Here is a 19,594-nt window from a genome sequence, read left to right as displayed (position 1 = left end):
GAAAACAATATGACAGATTTCGCTACTCTCGCTATTAAATTAACCTCTGATGGGGCAGGAAAAGCACGGGCGGATTTACGAAGTGTTCAAACACAAGCCGGACAAACGGAAAAATCCGTAGAAAGTCTCAATAAAATGATGAATAACCTAAAACGGTTATTGGCAGTCGGATTTGGCATTCAGGGAATTAGTTCGCTACTTCAGATGTCCGATACGATGAAATCCCTCAATGCTCAAGTGCGTTTTGTTACCGGCTCAATGGAAGAATATAATGCCGTAAATAAGCAGTTATTCGACATTGCACAACAAACCCGTGCCAGCCTTGAAGCCACAACCACGCTTTATACCCGCTCTGCTCGGGCATTAAAGGATTATGGTTACAGCCAACAACGTATTCTCACCTTTACCGAAACCCTCAATAAAGCAATGGCCGTGGGCGGTGTGGGTGCACAAGAACAAGCCAGTGCCTTATTCCAATTATCACAAGCCTTGGGTTCAGGACGATTACAGGGTGATGAATTTAGAACGATTGCAGAAAGTGCGCCAATTATCCTTGATGTGGTTGCTCAATATATGGGGAAAACCCGAGCAGAGGTTAAAGAATTAGCTTCTGAGGGAAAAATTACCTCTCAATTGTTGTTTGAAGCCATTACCGGCGCAAGTAAACGTATTTCAGCACAATTTGAAGAGATGCCGTTAACGTTCGGGCAGGCAATGCAACAAATGCAAAACGCCACTTTAAAATTTGTGGATGATTTTAGCAATAGCACCGGCGTTTTTACTACCCTTGCCGAAACGATTTCTTTTCTCGCCCAAAATTTTGATTATTTGGCTTTAGCGATTGGTGCGGTCGCCTTGGGGAATTTAGCGAAATACACTCAGGGAATGCTTGTTTCGGCAGTTGCGACACAAAAACAGGCAATGGCAAATTTGAGGGTGGCTCAAACGGCTCAAACCAAAGCAACGGCAGAATTAGCGGTTGCCCGTGCTGAAATGCAAGCATTATCAGCAACATTAAAATTAGCACAATCAGAGCAAACAAGAAGCGTTATTCGCAACCAAATGGCAGCACAATCGCAAAGAATTATCGCTTTAACCAATGCTGAAACCGTAGCAACACAAAAATTAGCCGCCTCAAAACAAGCTGTTTCGATTAGCAGTCGTGTATTAGGTGGTGCAATGGGATTATTAGGCGGACCTGCCGGTGTGATTACTATTGCCGCCGGTGCATTATTTTATTTTGTACAAAAAGCCCAAGAAGCCCGTGCCAATGCCCTTGACTTAGAGGCTGCGAATAACCGTCTTGCCGTTTCATATGATGATTTAACGGCTGCCGCAATTGGAAATAAAATTACCGAACACGCCGAACAAATAAAAAAACAACGGGATCAAGTACGCTTGCTAGCACAAGAAGCCCAAAATGCCCAAGCAAGATTTGATCACAATAGTTGGCTTGCTCCAACGCTAGAAGGACTACAAAAAATCAAAGATGATGCCAAAGTAGCAAGGGAAATCTTAGATCGTGATATTGTCCACCAAATGGTACAGTTTGAAGCGTTATCTAAAGCAATGATTAAACAAGGGGCAAGTTATGGCGAAATTGAACAACGTCTTAAAAACTATGGCGCAACTGCGGATGTATTAAATACGGTGCTAAAAAATACAACCGGATATTTCAATGATAACGAATTAGCTCTACAAGGATTGCAAGCTAAATACGATGCCTTAGGTATGAAAGTTAATGCGGCGGATATTGATTTTAAAAAACTCAATATGTCCGCCGCTGAACTCAACAACCTTATCCCCACATCCTCACAGTTGGTGAGTAATTTAAGCGGTGTATTTTCATCACTTACCAGCAGTATCGGTAATGCTATCGGTAACGTGGCATTATTCAAAGCGGCAATGGCCGGATTGCCCGGTGATACCCCTGCAATCGGCGAGAAAGTACAGAACTTGATCAAGAAAAATGATCTGAGTAAGAAAATTTTACAAACCAAAGACCCAAAGAAAAAGGCAGCATATCAAGCAGATCTTGCCTTACTCCACCAAAAGGATTTAACGGAGGACGAAAAAAAGGCATTATGGGAAAGTGAGAGAGATAAAAATCTCCTCCAAAATATGCAGGGCGGCGGTAAACATAAAGGTTCCGGCAGCAAAACCGATCGCTTTGGTGATATGTATAACGACTACACCTCGCAAATCGCCCAATTAAAAGCAGAATCTGCCAGCATTGCACAATACGGTGGCGTGAGTATTTATAAAGAATACGATCAGTTAATGGAAAAACTGAAAACCGATCGTGAAACCTTTAAAAATATGACTACGGCTCAAATTGAACAGCTTAAAAAACTGGCGAAAGAATCGGATAAAGCCAATATGGCAAAACAAGTTTCTCAGTATGCGTTTAATAAAAAAGACGAATTTGAACAAATGCAGTTTGAAGCGAATTTATTAAACAAAACGTCTGAAGAACAAGAGCGGCTTAATTATTACCGAAAAATCGATCAGGAAATTAAGCAGCTTTCTATCGGAATGAGTGACGAATACGTTCAAAAATTACTTGCCGAAGGTGAAGCGGCTAAGAAAAATTATGAGGAAATTCAAAAACTCAAAAAAGAGAAGCAAAAAGATCCGATTGCAGGCTTGCGTGACGGATTTGCTAAATTCGGTAAAGATGCTGAAAATATCATGGGAAATGTCTCCAACATCACATTAAATGCGTTTAATGGAATGTCAGATGCTTTAACCGATCTTGTAATGACAGGGAAAGCAGATTTTGGCTCGTTAGCGAAATCTATCATCAAAGATATTATCCAAATGACGATTAAAATGATGATCTTTAATACGGTTTCATCTATGTTTGGTGCAGGGAAAAGTGGTGGGGGAGAGGTAACTTCACCGGATATGCGTTATATCGGCGGACTGGTTGGTTTTGATGAAGGTGGTTTTACCGGCTTAGGCGGCAAATACCAACCGGCTGGCATTGTACATCGTGGTGAATATGTCATCACCAAAGAAGCAACAAGCCGATTGGGTATTGAATACCTTGATTACCTCAATTATCAATCCCGTTCAAAACCTCGTGGCTTTGCTAATGGTGGCGGTGTTGGCGTGCCAACGGTACATCAAACTAATGGACAGACTAATATCAAAGTGAATGTGATTAATAACGGTGAAGCGGCAAATGCCAAAGTAGAAAGCAAACAGACTGATAACGGTTTAGAAATTACCGTTGAACTGCTCAAAACAATGACGGATATTGCCGAAAGAGCCGCCAATAACGCAATTACCACAAATTTTAGGCCTGGTGGTGCCTTTGCTTAATATGCAAAATTGACCTTTAATTTGACCGCACTTTTGTGTTTTAAGTCAAAAAAAACAAACCCCGATAGGCGGCAACCTGTCGGGGTTTCTTATTTCCAACTTTCCATACAAAGAGGAAACAAACTGAATGAATTTTAATATAGAGGTGGCGAAAATGCTAGAAGTTATTTCAAAAGACCCAATTGCCCGCCGTTTTGCTTATGTTGTTGTGACGTTAAGTTTTATTTTCGGAATGGTTTGGGTGTTGCCTAATTTAATTAATGCAATTCGTTGGTGGTAAATTATGCCAAATCTTATTTCCAACCAATTTAAACTCGACCTTGCCAAACTTGAGCAAAATGCGTTAATTGAATTATTTGAAGTCGATCTCCGTGGCTTGAAAGATGCAGATGGCATAAACGGCGAACTGTATCGCTTTTATGCCGGCAAAAACGAACACTCGCAGCCGATAGTATGGCAGGGCAAAACTTACAATCCTTTTGGTGTGAAAGCGGAAGGATTTGAAATGTCGGGGCAGGGTCCAAGCAACCGCCCAACACTCACCCTTGCCAATATTAATGGATTTTTGACCGCACTTTGTAATCGGTTCGATCAATGTTTGGGGGCTATTGTACGCCGACGTTTAGTCTATATGCATTATCTTGATGCAGTCAATTTTACAAACGGCAACAAACAAGCCGACCCCACACAAGAGGCATTAAGCTATTTTGTGATTGAACAGCTCTCATCGCTTAAACGTGATATTGCGCAATTTACTTTAGCATTGCCAAGTGAAACGGATAATGCGCTCATTGGCGCACGAATGATTACGACAACCTGTTGTTGGGTATATCGTGGCGTTGAGTGTGGTTATACAGGGCCGGCGGTGGCGGATGAAAAAGATCAACCCACAACCGATCCGAAAAAAGACAAATGTAGCGGCTTGCTCACCGGCTGCAAACTTCGCAATAACACCCGTAATTATGGTGGATTTGTGTCGGTCAATAAACTGGGGTAGAGACGATGGATGAAAAATTAAAAAGTGAAATTATCGCTTACGCAAAATCACAAGAGCCGCACGAAATGTGCGGTTTTGTTGTTTTAAAACGGGGTGAAAATCAACCGCACTTTTTCCCTTGTGAGAATGTGGCGGAAGACAAAGAAAATCATTTTGAAATTTCACCGGATGATTATCTCAAAGCGGAAGAGATGGGCGAGATTGTCGCCTTGGTTCATTCTCACCCGAATGGCAAGCCTTTGCTATCCCAAGCAGATTTACAAACACAGCTTTATAGCCAACTGGATTTTTGGCTTGTGTGTGACGGGCAAATTCACCTTTTCCCAAAAATCCCAATGCTTATCGGGCGTGAGTTTGAACATGGAAAAATGGATTGCTATACGCTCTATCGTGATTTTTATCGCCTTGCGGGTTATGAAATGCAGAATTATGAGCGTGATGATTACTGGTGGGAAGATGGCTTTAATCTTTATCTCGATAATATCGAAAAGGAAGGATTTGAGCGAATCACCGACCAACACGCATTACAAATCGGTGATGTCATTTTAATTCAGGTGGGAGCAGATGTGCCGAATCACGCCGCGATTTATATCGGTGATCAAATGGTATTACATCACGCCCCAAAACGCTTATCAAAACGTGATCTTTATGATGGTTATTGGTTTAAACATACACATAGTATGTGGCGACATAAACTCGCTGATAGTCTTAATTTTGAAGCGGTTTTAATGAGTTTGTTTTAACTAAGCCATTCTTTAAAGTACTTTAAAAGAAATTCTGAGATTAAATTGTGAAAATACTTCTCACAACGTGATGGTGTGGAACTCCTTCCTCTCTTCTCACAAAATCAATGTTGCAATAATAAAGCAACGTAATCGGAAAAAACAAAACCCCGAACACGGCAATGTTCAGGGGGTTTAAAAATTTTACTTCTTAAGCGATGGATAAGCCCTTATCCAAAGACAAACACATAAACTAAGGAATTTATATGAATGGTGATATTTTAAACGTTATCTCTCAATTACTCAAGGAGTTAATTATGGAATATGGTTTATGGCAAATAAGTTTTGCAGTGACGGTTCCTATCTTAGTATTTGTTTTCCCTAAATTACTAAATGCCATAGCAAATTTAATTAAGGCACTAAAATGAAGAAAAATACTGATGCAACGTAATTGGAAAAACAAAAAACCGAGAGCGGCGAACTCTCGGTTTTTATACCCCTTATTCCTAGTTAAGCAACATAAGGAGCAATTTTGATTAAGTATAACAACATTAGCGGAGAATGCCGTCAATGCAGATAGATTTTAACTTAATGGAAGGAATTTGTAAAATGCTAGAAGTGATTGATCGCTCCCATAAGGCACGTACCTTTGCTTATTTATTCCTTATTTTCGTTTTTATTATTGCGTTGTTATGGGTATCACCAAACTTTTTAAAGGCGCTATCAGATTTTATCTTGACGTTACGTCAAGGATAAAAGAGGAAAAGTTACATACAGAGTGTCTTGATTAAAAATTACCCAAACAATCAACCAGTTGGCTCTTTTTTCCTATGTTGTGATCTAGATCGCGGAAAAAGTAAAATCAACTTTATAAAATGCGGTTTCTTTTTATCTGTATGGAGATCTTAAAATGAAAAAATTATTGTTGATTGGATTAGCTTGTGTTTTATTAACCGGATGCGTAGGAACATCTCCTGTTGTATTACAAAAAGCGAAACAAGTACCATCAGATCGAATTTTGGCGATGGGAGAATATAACCCTGATTATGCCAAAGTAACTATTATACGTGATGCGGGTTTTCAAGGTGGAGGATGTTATTTAGGTGTAATGTATCGCCAAACGCTATTAGCAAGATTTGATCCAGAAGAAAAAGCAGATTTTTATATTCCAGAGGGCGAGTATAATTTTTCTGTCATTGGCGACCCATACGGACGTGGATTGTGCGGTGGTCAATTTAATCCGGCAGTGGAAAAACAGGTTATCAAAAAAGATAAGGATAATATTTTTAGAATCAGTCTTGGACCATGGCGCAGACCTCGATTATTACCTATGTAAGTTGTTGACATGATAAAAATCCTGAACATACTAAAAATTTCCAGAAGCCTGTTTACAAAGCAGGCTTTTTTTATTATTATCCTTTTCAAGGTCTCAAAAGCCTTTTTGCTTAACGGTTATTCACCCCGTCAGCGTGATTTTTTTGTATCTGAAATTTGTGATCTCTTTCTCTTTACCACAGAATTAATGGTACAAAAAAACAATAATCTAAACCAATGGTCGAGAGTGCGAGGAATAAAATACCGAAAGGGAATAACTCCGCTCGATTAAGCACGAGTTTTGAGCTCTCGACCGCCCGAATTATCGGGATTTCTCTCAAAAGGAAATGCTTATATGAAAACCGTACTATCTACATTTAACTTTCACTCTTTCCCTGTTCGTATTAATGTCCTTAATCAAGAGCCATTCTTCTGTCTTTTAGACGTTGCAACTGTCTTGGGATTGGGAAACAGATCTGTGTCTAAATTCAAGTTCAATCCGAAAGGAGTGGAAAAACTTTCCACCCCTTCAAATGGTGGAGATCAAGAAATGATCTTTATCAATGAACCTAATCTTTACCGTGTTATTTTTAGATCTAATAAACCTGAAGCTGAAACATTCCAGAATTGGGTATTTGAAGAAGTGCTACCACAAATTCGCAAAACGGGAAAATACGAACACAAAACCACAGTAGATGAACGCACAGGCTTACGTAATGCTGTAAATATGTTGGTGAGTAAAAAAGGATTGATTTATTCCGAAGCCTATAATCTTGTTCATCAATATATGAACGTAGAAAGCATAGAAGATATTCCGGCAGACAAATTACAAAGTGCGGTGGAATATGTGCATAAAATAGCACTTGAGGGGGAATTAATCGAACAAAAGAAAAACGAGCATTATTCTTTTGAACTTGCCGAACACGATTTACAAGAGATTGCTTGGGACTGGTTCGCTCTCGTCAAGTGTGTGGAATTTACAAACTATCTCATTCCGGCACTTGATAACATTCAATCCAAGTTTGCAGCACAAGCACACAGTATCGTGAGCGAATATGGTTCAATGTTACGCCGACATCAACCGCTAATTCAAAAGCTCACTGCCGACTTTAAAGTCGAAATGTGGGGCGATGAAAACTGGAACCGAGTTCTTCCAACCATTCGGGATAACGATATTCTCAGACCAAAGCACCGACTAGGCGGATTCTAAAACTTATTCAAAACCGACCGCACTTTCATGTGCGGTTTTTTTATGGAGATTTAAACAATGGTCAAAGTTAGATTTTACGGTGCCCTTAAACAGTTTGGCACTGAGTTTAATTTAGAGGTAAACAATACGGCAGAAATTATCCGTGCTTTAACCTGTCAGATTCCGAATTTACGCCAATTTTTACAGCAAGGCTTATTTAAAGTGCGGATTGGCAAAGACTATCTTGATCGCCGCTATTTAGAAAAGGGAATGTTCTATCAGTTAAAAGAGGGAATGTCAGTTTGTTTTACACCGGTACTGAAAGGTGCAAAAAGAGCGGGGATATTCAATATTGTAGTCGGTGCGGTATTAATTGCCGCCTCTTGGTATGCAGGTGGTGCGGCAGGTTGGGCATATTTAGGTGCAAGTGGTTACGGTATGGCGACAATGGCATTTATGGCTGGGGCGTCAATGATCCTAAGTGGAGTGAGCCAAATGCTTACTAAAATGCCATCAATGGATATTGGAAAGTCAGAATCGGAGAAGAAAAATTCAACATCATTTTCAAGCTTATCTAATATGGCAGCACAAGGAAAACCTATGCCACTCGCTTACGGACGAATTAGAACAGGTTCATTGATCATTTCACAAGGTATTGAAACGATGGATGTTGATGTGGCAACACCGGAACAAAATAGCGGCAGACGCAGATTTAGAAGATAGGCGGAAAAAACTTAACTCAATATAAAACAAACCCCGAAAGTTTGCCGCTTTCGGGGTTTTTCATATCCACTTACTTACCCTAAGAGGACATAAACTTTGGATAATTTTACAACAATCATTCCTTTTATCAAGGAGTTTATAATGGAATATGGTTTCTTACAAACAATTCTAGGTGTTGCTTTTCTTATTTTTATTTGGCGTTTGCCGAATATTCTTGCCGTGATTAAAGATTGGAAAAAATAGGAGTGAATTATGGGTAAAGGCGGCGGTGGCGGACGTACACCGGTTGAAGCAAAAGAAAGCGGACGCAGTAAGCAGCTTGTCAAAATCGTTGAAATTATTTCAGAAGGGGAAATTGCAGGCTTAGCAGACGGGATGAAATCCGTCTATCTTGATAATACCCCAATTCAAAATCAGGATGATTCTTACAATTTCAGCAATGTTCAACTTGAAGGGCGGGTAGGCTCACAGGTTCAAGGGATTATTCCCGGTTTCAATACGTCAGAAAAAGAAATCTCGGTGGGGACACAAGTGCGGAAAACCACACCGATTACCCGCACGATAACCGATAGCAAAGTCTCCCGTTTGCGTTTAACCCTTGGTGTTCAATCACTGTTTCACCAAAACGATCAGGGTGATACAAACGGGGCAACCGTGAATTTGACGGTCTATATCGGCAATCAAAGCTATACAATAACGATTAGTGGCAAATACAGTTCACAGTATTTACAGCAACATACGTTTTCTGGTTTGCCTGCGGTGCCCTTTACTATTCGTGTTGAACGAAACACAGAGGATAGCAAATCACAACGGGTGCAAAATAACACGGTATGGGCGAGTTACACGGAAATTATCGATACGGAATTTACTTATCCGAACACCGCATTAATCGGGGTGAAATTTGATTCGGAATATTTCTCGAATATTCCTAACCGCACTTATGATGTTAAAGGGATTAAGGTCAAAGTCCCGTCAAATTACGATCCGAAAACCCGACAATATCGCGGTATGTGGGACGGCACGTTTAAACTGGCGTGGTCGGATAATCCGGCTTGGGTGTTGTACGATGTAGTCACAAACAAACGTTATGGTTTAGGCGGCCGTTTGGGGGAGTTTGGTGCGGATAAATGGGCGTTGTATCAAGTGGCGCAATATTGCGATCAGCTTGTTCCCGATGGTTTTGGCGGCAAAGAACCTCGTTTTACCTGTAATGCGTGGCTCACCGACCAGCGACCGGCTTATGATGTCATTAATGACATTTGCTCTATTTTTCGTGCGATGCCTGTGTGGAATGGGCGAGAACTCACGGTTGTAATGGATCGTCCGTCCGATCCGGTGTGGACTTACACCAATGCGAATGTTGAAAACGGTGAGTTTACTTACACCTTTTCAGCCAAAAAAGCCCGTCATAATGCGATCCAAGTGGAATATGCAGATAAAGACAATGCTTATGAAAAAACCATTGAATATGTATCGGATGATGAAGCAATCCGAAAAAATGGTTTAAACGTGAAGAAAATCACCGCGTTTGGTTGTACTTCCCGTGGCCAAGCACATCGCACCGGCTTATGGTTATTACAGACCGAAAAACTGGAAACCAAAACCGTGACGTTTACTGTCGGAACGGAAGGGTTAATGCACATTCCGGGCGATATTATCAAAGTGGCGGATATTGATTATGCCGGCACCAATATCGGTGGGCGGGTATTAAACATTGACGGTAGGAACGTCACGTTAGATCGTGAAATCGACATCACGGCAAATAGTTACTTTACCTACATCAACGCCCAGGCCAAACACCAAGATATTAAAATTTTGTCGGTGAATGGGGCGGAAATCACCCTCGATACTGAACCGACCGGCTTGATGGAATATGGTGTTTGGTCGCTCACCACGCAACGAATTAACACACAATTATTTCGTGCCTTAAGTGTGAAAGAGCAAGACAAAGGCAAATATACCATTGTTGCCTTGCAACACGAGCCACAAAAAGAAGCGATAGTGGATAACGGCGCAATCTTTGAACCGAAAGCGAGCAGTATCCTTGCCGTGCCTAAAGTAAATGATATTCAAATCATCACCAATCCTGACGGCAGTATTGGCATTAATGCCGATGTGAGTGGCGGAAACGGCTTGGTGAAATATGATATTTTAATCTATAAGGGCGATAATCTTTTTGATGTTCGACTTGGATTAAAATCACCGGAACTGGATTTAAGCAATCTTGCTAACGGTGAATATCTTGTCGTGATTCGTGCAAGAAACGAAAAAGGTCAGTTACTCAACGAACGTACACAGGACTTTATTATTGACCGCCCACCGGCACCAACAGGCGTGCGGGTAACTGGCGGTTTAGGCAATATCACGCTTGAGTGGGATTGGATAAATGACGCGACAGCTACAGAAATTTTTGCAGCAGAAACGGACGATATTCAAACTGCAAAACGTATTGCAAAAGTCACCGCTCGAATGTACACCCACGAAGTGGGCGCAAAACAAGTGCGTTACTATTGGTTGCGTCATACCCGTGGCATTAATGTCGGCCCGTTTTATCAACAATCAGGCTTAAGGGCGGAAAGTGCGGTCGATATTGACGAAGAATTAGCGCTACTTAATGAAAAGTTGTCACAAAATATCGTCAATGAAGTGATTGATACCGCATTGCCGGCACGCAATCTTGAGCTAATCAAAACGGTGACGGGATTAAACGTTAATGAGTTTGCAGGCTATAACCAAGTCCATAACACCACTGACGGCAAGTTGTACACGTGGAATGGAACCAAGTATGTTGACAACAGCATTGATGTTGGGAAATTACAAATCCCGACAAAACAGCTCACCGGCACCCTCACTGCACAACAAATCGGTGCAAATGTTATCGGCACTCAACACTTAGGTGCCAATATTGTGACGGCGGACAAAATGGCGGCGGATTCCGTCAGCACGGCAGCATTACAAGCCGGTGCGGTTCGTGCAAGTCACGTTGCCGCAGGTGAATTAACAGCGGATAAGTTAGCGATTGGGTTGGGTGGGAATTTGTTGTATAACCCGATTTTTGCAAATCCTACAAAAGGTGTTCCTGATGGATGGACTGCTACTGAGAAAGGTGTTCCTGAAGATAAGAAAGGAGAAAGATATTGTAGGCAAGATACTGAATTTAAATTAGGTGGATATTTAAAAAATGAAAATGTTTTAAGGTGGCATAATAAAATAACTAATCGTAACGATTCAAGATGTGGAATACATCAAAATGTGGCTATTAATGCAGGTCATTGGTATATGATTTCAGCGTATATGGGTAATCATAGTTGTAAAAGAGTAGAAATATATATTGATGTAAGAGGGGCTAATGGAGAATATTTATTAAATAAAAAAGAAGGTTTTAGTAACAGGTATAGCTTTCAAGGTATTAATAATGCCAAAAGAGTATTTATTAAGTTTCAAGCCCCTCCTAAGGCGGTTAGTCTTGATGTATTCTTTTTCTTTTATGATGGTGATAAGTCTAATCCTAATGGGGCTTGGATGTTCGTGGCTCGCCCTATGCTTGAGGAATGCACAGCACATACTAAAGAGCCGTCTGCTTGGCAAAATGCCGGTGTAACGGCGATTCACGGTGGCTCGATTGTCACAAACACCATCACCGCGCAACAAATTGCTTCCAATACGATTACAAGCAATCAGATCGCAGCCGGTACTATCGTCGCTCGAAATATGGCAGCAGGCAGTATCAATGCCTCGCATGTTGTCTCTAAGACATTGACTGCGGATAAACTCAATATATCGAGTTTATCAGCGATTAGTGCGAATTTAGGACGAGTGACAGCTGGAACAATCACAGGGACGACTATTGAAGGGAATAACATTCGTGGCGGAGTGGTATCGGGTACAACAATTAATGGTTCAACAATTAATGGAGGATTGATAAAAGGGGCAAGGATTGAGGGGATAACAGGTGAATTCACTGGTTCGCTAAGAATAAGTCAATTAGTGGGTGGTAATATCTATGAAACATTGTTAGTTGATAAATGGAAGGCTCTTAATAGAAGAGTACATTTTAATACTGAAAATAGTACAGGGACGATAGACCGTCATTATTACTATGCATATGAAGCAAAAATCAATATTTTGCCTTCTGGTGCAAAACGATGGGTGCAAGTTCCGTTTAATATTACTACATCGGACTACAGCCACATGGGAGAAAATGAGAATTTAACTTTGTACAAAAGAGGAAATTTATCTCATCTTGCAAATGGAAGTTTCTCGAAAGTGACCAATACGACATTCATTCTAAATGAAAATCAGCAATTAAATATAAAGTTATTGGCATGGGCTAAGAACGAACAAAGTCTAGACAAGCCGTTGATTACAACAATCCTCTATTCTACTTCAAAACTTTTAATTAAAGTGTAAAACCAGACCGCACCAAAGTGCGGTTAAATTTTTAAATCCGACCCTGATAGTGAAAACTGTTGGGGTTTTCTTTTATCTAAAAACAAGGAGTTTTTATGACAACATTCAACAAAATTTTAAACCCAATGTACTCCGCTATTGCAAGTTACAGCACACAAGAAGACGGTTCAATTAATGCCAAATATGTCATTGGTACCGGTACGGATAATGACGGTGTGGTAACTGACTTCGCGCCCATTATCAGCGAGTATAAATGGATTGATGCCGAAGCGGCGAAAGCGATTAACGACGCACCTTTTACTAAAGAGGACATCGGCAAAACGCCAACACAAATTATGCTTGCGCGAATCTACAATCATTTGAAAGAAACGCAGCAAATTTACGTTTAGTCACAGCCCTCAAACGAGGGCTTTTTTATTGGAGCGAAAATGGAACAAATCGACTTAGAGATGGTTCGAGGCGACGATGAAGGTTTTACATTTGAGGTTGTGGAAGATGACGACCAAGAAAGTTCGGTCAATTTTGATGGTTGTCGGCTTGATTTGCACATTAAACCGAAACGTGGAGACATTATCAAACTATCATCTGAAACAGACGAAATCGTAGTAGAAAACAATCTGATTCATATCACGGTTTCACACGATAAAACGCAAAACGTGAAGTGGGAATCTGCCAAATGGGATTTGCAATGTATCGACCAATATCACAAAGTGCGCACGATTGCCGGTGGAGAATTGACATTAATCCAAGATGTTACGGTGGTGAACGATGATTAATGTTCTTTCAAAGAAAAAACCGTACAAAGTGCGGTTAATTAAAACCCAATATATCGTCTTAAACCACAAGGAATATGACGAATCTCTCAACAGAATTTATCAACAAACAAAGCAGGAGCTAAAAAATGGCGAGAATAAATAAAAATCAATCGGTAGATTCAATGTTTGCTTACAACGTGGCAAAAGATATAGTCAATCTTGAAAACGAAATTGAAGTATTAAAAAATCAGCCTGTCCCACGGGTAATGGAAGTAGAAAACAGATTGGTTGCAACAGACAATGCTGTGTACAGACAGGTAAAGAACTTGGCTAATATCAAGCTCGTTCAGACAGGGTATAGAGACGGTATTTTTTGGTATGGTGACAGACCAAATGATGGCTATTGGTTAGACCCTTTTACCCAGCGGGTCTATTTAAGACGTGACAATCAAGACAGTGAAGTGGAATTGCCAAGTCCGGAGCTTGTGCGCAGATTGAATATTAGTTACCGCGTTAGCCAATGGGGTGAGCTAATGGGTTATCCGCTCTCAGATGACAGTCACGTGCTGAACATGGATTTTGAGGAATTTAAAAAAATCTCGATTGAAGTGGGAATATTTACTTTTGAAAATCTCAATAATAAACAGAAAACAACAGGGTTGTTTGGTTTTGCCTTTGCAGGTGAGTCTTTTAAACTCTATTACCTCGGCGTAGAGGTTTATTCCGGCATCATAGAAGATGGCGGGAGTGAGTCTAATGGTTAAAGTAAACTTTTGATAAAAGTGCGGTAGTTTTGCCGTGCTTTTCATCATTTAGGATGGGGGAATATGAATTGGTAGTTTGACGTAAGTTTGACGAAATAGGTGCTAAAAGGTGTGAAAAGTTGATAGGTTAATGAGAGGTGATTATAATGTCTATGTATGTAGGCTTTTGATTTATAAAATATTTTTAATTAACATCTATTGATATAGGTTCGGTCTTGAAAACCGGCGAGGGTTTACGCCCTCCGTGAGTTCGAATCTCACTTCCTCCGCCATCAAATTCAAAAAATCCCTTAATCTTTTGGTTAAGGGATTTTTCTTTGCTATTTATCTGTTTTATTGTTGCTTTTTTGTTCGTCTTTAAAGCTTAAATATTCTTCTAATAAATCAATTGCTTCTTGGCATTTTTGACGACGACATTTATAGCTATTGGCTAGCTCCTCCATTCTTTTTTGTTCTATAGGATCATTTTTTGTTTGAGCGGAATCTCGATACTGTTGATACAAATTATTCAGCTGCTCAAGTGCTTCATAGTATTTCTCTAAACGTTCGCGAGGAGGTAATTTATGGATACTATGCTGTGCTTTTTTTACAGCCGGATGTTGCCGTTTTTGTCGGGTAAAAACCGTATTGTTTCGATTTAGCGTTTCGGACAATGCGTTACATTGCTTGAACAAATGTTCTGTCATAAAGTGGTAATGATTTACATCATTAGAATTAAGCGATTTTATTCTTATCAGCGTTTGGTTAATTTCAGCAAAATAAAATGACAGGGTTTGCCCGTTTTCACTAAATAAAGTGCGGTCAAATTTCGTGAATATTTTTTCTTCAAGTTGGGCTGAATGGATTTGATAAAGCTGTTGAACCTTTTGTTCCAGCTTTTCAATGAGTTGTTGAATGAGCATAAAAAAATCCCCCGATGAGTGGGGGATTATAATCGTTAAAGATACATTGCTGCAATCCAACCGAATACCAACAATGGAATATTGTAGTGAATGAAGGTTGGCACAACAGAATCCCAAATGTGATCATGTTTTCCATCTATATTCAATCCAGAGGTCGGCCCTAAGGTGGAGTCGGAGGCCGGAGAACCTGCGTCACCAAGTGCCGCAGCTACGCCCACTATTGATACGGTTGCCAGTGGTGAGAAACCAAAGGAGAGACAAAGCGGTACGTAAATTGAGGTTATAATCGGTACGGTAGAGAAAGACGAGCCGATTCCCATCGTGATTAATAAACCGACAATCAACATCAGAAACGCGGCTAAGCCCTTACTTTGAATTGCGCCATTACTGAGGCTCTGCACCAAATCCGTTACGCCAGTGGTGGCATTAATTACATTTGCAAAACCTGAGGCGGCAATCATCACAAAGCCGATCATAGCCATTAAACGCAAGCCTTGTTGGAAAATATCATTACTTTCTTTGAGTTTGAAAATACCGAATAGGGCAAAGACCGTTAAACCGACTAAACCGCCAATAATTGTCGAACTGGTAACAAGTTGCGTTGCAAAAGTTGCAAAAATTGCAATCAGGCTTGCTGTAATTTGTTTTGGTTTAATATTGGCAATATGTGCTTCAATTTCTTTTGTTGTTGGTTCTTCAACAAGAACGTTGTATGTACGAGGTTTGCGATAGGTGATAAATACGGCGGTTAATAAACCTAAGATCATACCGATTACCGGCAGTAACATTGCAAGAGAAACTTGGGCGATATCTGTTTGCAAACCAAGATTTGCTCCTGCTTGATTAATATTTTTTACCAAGATACTTTCAATAAAAATTTTACCGAACCCCACCGGTAGCAACATATAAGTCGCAGTTAAACCGAAAGTGAGCACGCAAGCAATAGCACGTCGGTCAATGTTTAAGCGATTAAAGATTGAAAGCAATGGCGGCACGACAATTGGGATAAAGGCAATGTGAACGGGTAGTAGGTTTTGGGATGAAATAGAAAATAAAACTAAAATGCCGAAAATTAAATATTTTAACCATGCAAGATTGTTACTTGTCGGTGTTCTATTTATTTTTGTGATGATTTTATAGGCGATTAAATCAGTAATACCGGATTTAGAAATCGCGATAGCAAAAGCGCCGAGCATGGCATAGTTCATTGCGACTTCCGCTCCGCCTCCCAGTCCACCGGTGAAGGTTTCAATGGTTTTAGTTAAACCAAGACCACCGCATAAACCGGCTGTAAGTGCGGCAATGACTAGCGCGATAATGACATTAATACGTAGTAAGCTGAGCGTCAGTAAAACGATAATTGAGATAACAACGGGGTTTGATAACATTGTGTTTTTCCTTATAAATTAATGTGTAAATTGAATTGGTTATAATTTTATTGAATATGTAATGTCGATGGTTTGCACTCCTCTAATCATAAAATAACCCCTCGAAAGTTGCCTTCCGAGGGGTAAGATTTTTTATTATCCTGTCTGCTCGGAAGAAATCTTCCAAGCACACCAAAAACCTGAAAGATTATTCAGTTAAATGGTGGCGATGATGGCGACGGATTACATTCATTTTTAAATCTCCAAATAAGAATTGCTGCCTAAGCTACTGTAAAATGAGAAAAATTGCAACCTAATTTTTAAAAATAAAGTGCGGTTATTTTTTATTCCGTTTTTCATTGTGCGGCAATATGCGGAAAACCACCTAAATTTTTTAAATGATTTACCATATAGCAAAATAATTCAGCAGTACGTTCCGTATCATAGAGGGCAGAATGGGCTTGTTTTCCATCAAAAGGAATATTGGCGGCTTGACAGGCTTTTACTAATACTGTTTGACCAAACATTAAGCCTGCCAGACTTGCCGTATCAAACATGCCGAAAGGGTGAAACGGATTGCGTTTTACACCGGTGCGTTCTGCCGCTGCCATCACGAAACTTTGATCAAAGGTCGCATTATGGGCTACGATGATGGAACGCTGGCATTCAGCCTCTTTTTGCCCTCGGCGTACCATTTGAAACAGTCCGGTAATTGCATCTAACTCTGATACGGCACAGCGCAACGGGTTATGAATATCGATGCCGTTAAATTTTAATGATTCCGGATTGATATTTGCGCCTGTAAAAGGCTCAATATGAAAATGGCATTTTTGATCCGGGTGTAAATAGCCGTTTTCATCCATTTTTAACGTAATTGCCGCTAGTTCTAATAAGGCATCTTTTTTGGCGTCAAAACCTGCGGTTTCCACATCAATGATGACAGGAAAATAACCGCGAAAACGATTTTTTAATTGATTGTGATAAGGAATTTCTGGAGAATCGGGCATTATTTATCCTTAAAAAATAAAATAACGCAGGTGAACCTACGTTATTAAAACATTGTAGAAAATGACCGCACTTTTTAATTACCCAGTCCGGCTTTTGCGTTTTTATTTTCAATAAATTCGATTTTGTAACCATCAGGATCTTCTACGAAGGCAATTACCGTGCTACCGCCTTTCACCGGACCAGGCTCACGGGTAACTTTACCGCCGTTTGAACGCACTGATTCGCAGGTTGCATAGATATCATCCACGCCAATCGCAATATGTCCGTATGCCGTACCGAGTTCATATTCCGTGACGCCCCAATTATAAGTCAGTTCAATAACCGAGGATTTATCTTCATCGTCATAGCCTAAAAATGCTAAGGAATATTTATATTCGGGATTTTCACTGGTACGCAATAAACGCATTCCTAATACATCTTGATAAAATTTAATTGAGCGCTCTAAATCACTTACTCGTAACATAGTGTGTAAAATTCGCATGGGTCTAATCCTTTTTGAACAGGGAAAGAAACGGGCTGATTATGTCATAAATTGAGTAATAAATCAGTAAAAGCGATTAATAAAGCATTATCTTTTTGAAATTATTGGGATGAAAGTGACATTATTTGATTTAAAACAAAATTGTTAAACAGTACAAATGCTACACTTCACCCCCTATTTTGTGCTGATGTTCATTTCAAATGTGTTAGTAACAAAACACAAATCTTTTGTTTCAATCAGTGTGTTTAAATCTTACCTATAAGGGGTTTGTATGTTTTCTTTTTTAAAGGCCTCTCCACCGGCTCCACGAATTGATCGTTCTAGAACCGATTCTGAATATAAAAAATTACGTTGGCAGGTTTTTGCAGGAGTGTTCATCGGTTATGCTGCGTATTATCTTATTCGCAAAAACTTTTCTCTCGCAATTCCTTATTTAATTGATGAATATGGTTTTACCAAAGCCGACTTAGGTACTGTCGGGGTTGCATTATCACTTGCTTATGGTTTTAGTAAGTTCATTATGGGGAATGTATCTGACCGGAGTAATCCAAAATATTTTATTACTATTGGTTTACTTGGTTCTGCCGTGGTGAGCTTGATTTTTGGTTTAGTGCCGGCTGTGTTGGCTTCCATTCCGTTAATGATCATTTTAGCTGCCTTAAATGGTTGGTTTCAGGGGATGGGATATCCACCGGGTGCAAAAACGATGACTAACTGGTTTTCTGTGTCTGAGCGTGGTGTTTGGTGGAGTTGGTGGAATATATCTCACAATTTGGGCGGCGGTTTAATTGGGCCGTTGGCGATCCTTGGATTAGCCATTTTCGGTTCATGGCAATCGCTATTTTATTTGCCTGCATTAATAGCCATAGTGTTAGCTTTTATTATGTTTGGGCTAATGCATGACACACCGGAATCTAAAGGACTACCGCCGGTTGATGAATGGAAAGGCGAAAAAATCGTGCAGCATGTTGAGTCTGCGCATACGCTTTCTTCTAAAGACATTTTCAAAAAATATATCATCAATAACAAGTTTTTATGGTCAATTGCTATTGCAAACGTTTTTGTGTATTTCATTCGTTACGGCATTATTGACTGGGCGCCAACATACTTAAAAGAAGTGAAACATTTTTCTGTGGATAAGCAGAGTTGGGCATATTTCTTATATGAATATGCGGGTATTTTCGGTATGTTAGCCAGTGGTTATTTAAGTGATAAAGTCTTCAAAGGGCATCGGGCGCCGCCAATGTTATTATTTTTAGTCGGCGTATTAATCGCAATTATTGTTTATTGGAAAAACCCGGCGGGTAACCCGTTAGTTGATAATATTTGTCTTGTTGCAATCGGTTTCTTAATTTATGGACCGGTGATGATGATTGGGTTACAGGCTGCCGATTTGGTTCCGCGTATCGCAACAGGTACGGCAACAGGTTTAACCGGTTTGTTCGGTTATTTATTAGGATCGGCAAGTGCAGGCTATGTAATGGGTAAACTGGTTGATTTATTTGGATGGGACGGTGGTTTTTATGCACTGATTGTGTCTTGTTTCTTAGGATTCCTCTTTATTGCATTCACTTTATTTCATAAACCAAATGTATCGAACTAATTCTTAGTTTTTCTATAAAAAGCGCTCATTTT

18 protein-coding genes and 1 other annotated feature are annotated in these 19,594 nt (G+C 40.0%); of the genes, 14 read left to right on the top strand and 4 right to left on the bottom strand.

What is annotated here, in order from left to right:
- Positions 1–9 precede the first annotated feature (9 nt).
- The 13 genes from FEE42_RS04375 to FEE42_RS04315 all read left to right on the top strand — a co-directional run bounded on the left by FEE42_RS04375 (position 10) and on the right by FEE42_RS04315 (position 14,201).
- Entirely contained in the window at positions 10–3,327 is a 3,318-nt protein-coding gene (locus tag FEE42_RS04375; protein WP_164027793.1) for a tape measure protein, read from the top strand.
- A 127-nt stretch (positions 3,328–3,454) separates the two neighbouring features.
- Complete coding sequence (locus tag FEE42_RS12610; RefSeq protein WP_167367158.1) at positions 3,455–3,607, top strand: hypothetical protein; 153 nt, start codon at positions 3,455–3,457, stop codon at positions 3,605–3,607.
- Between the two features lie 3 nt (positions 3,608–3,610).
- Positions 3,611–4,324: a phage minor tail protein L gene (locus tag FEE42_RS04370; RefSeq protein WP_164027792.1), complete on the top strand. Its 714-nt coding sequence runs from the start codon at positions 3,611–3,613 to the stop codon at positions 4,322–4,324.
- A 5-nt stretch (positions 4,325–4,329) separates the two neighbouring features.
- On the top strand, positions 4,330–5,067 hold the full coding sequence (locus FEE42_RS04365; protein ID WP_164027791.1) for a C40 family peptidase: 738 nt from the start codon (positions 4,330–4,332) through the stop codon (positions 5,065–5,067).
- 245 nt (positions 5,068–5,312) lie between these two features.
- A complete protein-coding gene (locus FEE42_RS04360; protein ID WP_160193526.1) occupies positions 5,313–5,474 on the top strand; it encodes a hypothetical protein in 162 nt (53 codons plus the stop codon).
- 142 nt (positions 5,475–5,616) lie between these two features.
- Complete coding sequence (locus FEE42_RS04355) at positions 5,617–5,802, top strand: hypothetical protein (protein ID WP_077582646.1); 186 nt, start codon at positions 5,617–5,619, stop codon at positions 5,800–5,802.
- 154 nt (positions 5,803–5,956) lie between these two features.
- Complete coding sequence (locus tag FEE42_RS04350; RefSeq protein WP_164027790.1) at positions 5,957–6,382, top strand: hypothetical protein; 426 nt, start codon at positions 5,957–5,959, stop codon at positions 6,380–6,382.
- Positions 6,383–6,715: 333 nt separating this feature from the next.
- The gene (locus FEE42_RS12825) at positions 6,716–7,570 is read left to right on the top strand and encodes a P22AR C-terminal domain-containing protein (RefSeq protein WP_237184478.1); all 855 of its coding nucleotides are present in this window, start codon (positions 6,716–6,718) and stop codon (positions 7,568–7,570) included.
- A gap of 57 nt (positions 7,571–7,627) precedes the next feature.
- Complete coding sequence (locus tag FEE42_RS04335; protein WP_164027789.1) at positions 7,628–8,272, top strand: tail assembly protein; 645 nt, start codon at positions 7,628–7,630, stop codon at positions 8,270–8,272.
- 252 nt (positions 8,273–8,524) lie between these two features.
- Complete coding sequence (locus FEE42_RS12820) at positions 8,525–12,682, top strand: TipJ family phage tail tip protein (protein WP_237184477.1); 4,158 nt, start codon at positions 8,525–8,527, stop codon at positions 12,680–12,682.
- A gap of 95 nt (positions 12,683–12,777) precedes the next feature.
- Positions 12,778–13,071: a hypothetical protein gene (locus tag FEE42_RS04325; RefSeq protein WP_077582188.1), complete on the top strand. Its 294-nt coding sequence runs from the start codon at positions 12,778–12,780 to the stop codon at positions 13,069–13,071.
- A gap of 39 nt (positions 13,072–13,110) precedes the next feature.
- A complete protein-coding gene (locus FEE42_RS04320; protein WP_164027788.1) occupies positions 13,111–13,458 on the top strand; it encodes a hypothetical protein in 348 nt (115 codons plus the stop codon).
- 125 nt (positions 13,459–13,583) lie between these two features.
- Complete coding sequence (locus tag FEE42_RS04315) at positions 13,584–14,201, top strand: hypothetical protein (protein WP_164027787.1); 618 nt, start codon at positions 13,584–13,586, stop codon at positions 14,199–14,201.
- Positions 14,202–14,521: 320 nt separating this feature from the next.
- Here FEE42_RS04315 and priC read toward each other — a convergent pair whose 3' ends face one another.
- The 4 genes from priC to gloA form a co-directional block, all read right to left on the bottom strand.
- Positions 14,522–15,103 (bottom strand): primosomal replication protein PriC, encoded by a 582-nt coding sequence (priC, locus tag FEE42_RS04310; protein WP_164027786.1) that lies wholly within the window; start codon positions 15,101–15,103, stop codon positions 14,522–14,524.
- Positions 15,104–15,138: 35 nt separating this feature from the next.
- Complete coding sequence (locus tag FEE42_RS04305) at positions 15,139–16,491, bottom strand: Na+/H+ antiporter family protein (protein ID WP_059365658.1); 1,353 nt, start codon at positions 16,489–16,491, stop codon at positions 15,139–15,141.
- 89 nt (positions 16,492–16,580) lie between these two features.
- Positions 16,581–16,703, bottom strand: a sequence feature (His leader region).
- 123 nt (positions 16,704–16,826) lie between these two features.
- A complete protein-coding gene (gene rnt / locus FEE42_RS04300; RefSeq protein WP_164027785.1) occupies positions 16,827–17,477 on the bottom strand; it encodes a ribonuclease T in 651 nt (216 codons plus the stop codon).
- A gap of 74 nt (positions 17,478–17,551) precedes the next feature.
- On the bottom strand, positions 17,552–17,959 hold the full coding sequence (gene gloA, locus FEE42_RS04295) for a lactoylglutathione lyase (protein ID WP_059365656.1): 408 nt from the start codon (positions 17,957–17,959) through the stop codon (positions 17,552–17,554).
- 271 nt (positions 17,960–18,230) lie between these two features.
- On the opposite strand from gloA, the gene pgtP reads away from it, so the two are divergent.
- On the top strand, positions 18,231–19,562 hold the full coding sequence (gene pgtP / locus FEE42_RS04290) for a phosphoglycerate transporter protein PgtP (protein ID WP_164027784.1): 1,332 nt from the start codon (positions 18,231–18,233) through the stop codon (positions 19,560–19,562).
- Positions 19,563–19,594 lie beyond the last annotated feature (32 nt).

The sequence above is a fragment of the Rodentibacter caecimuris genome (assembly GCF_010587025.1).
GTDB classification, from domain to species: Bacteria; Pseudomonadota; Gammaproteobacteria; order Enterobacterales; family Pasteurellaceae; genus Rodentibacter; species Rodentibacter caecimuris.
This window is presented reverse-complemented; position numbering and strand designations above follow the sequence as displayed.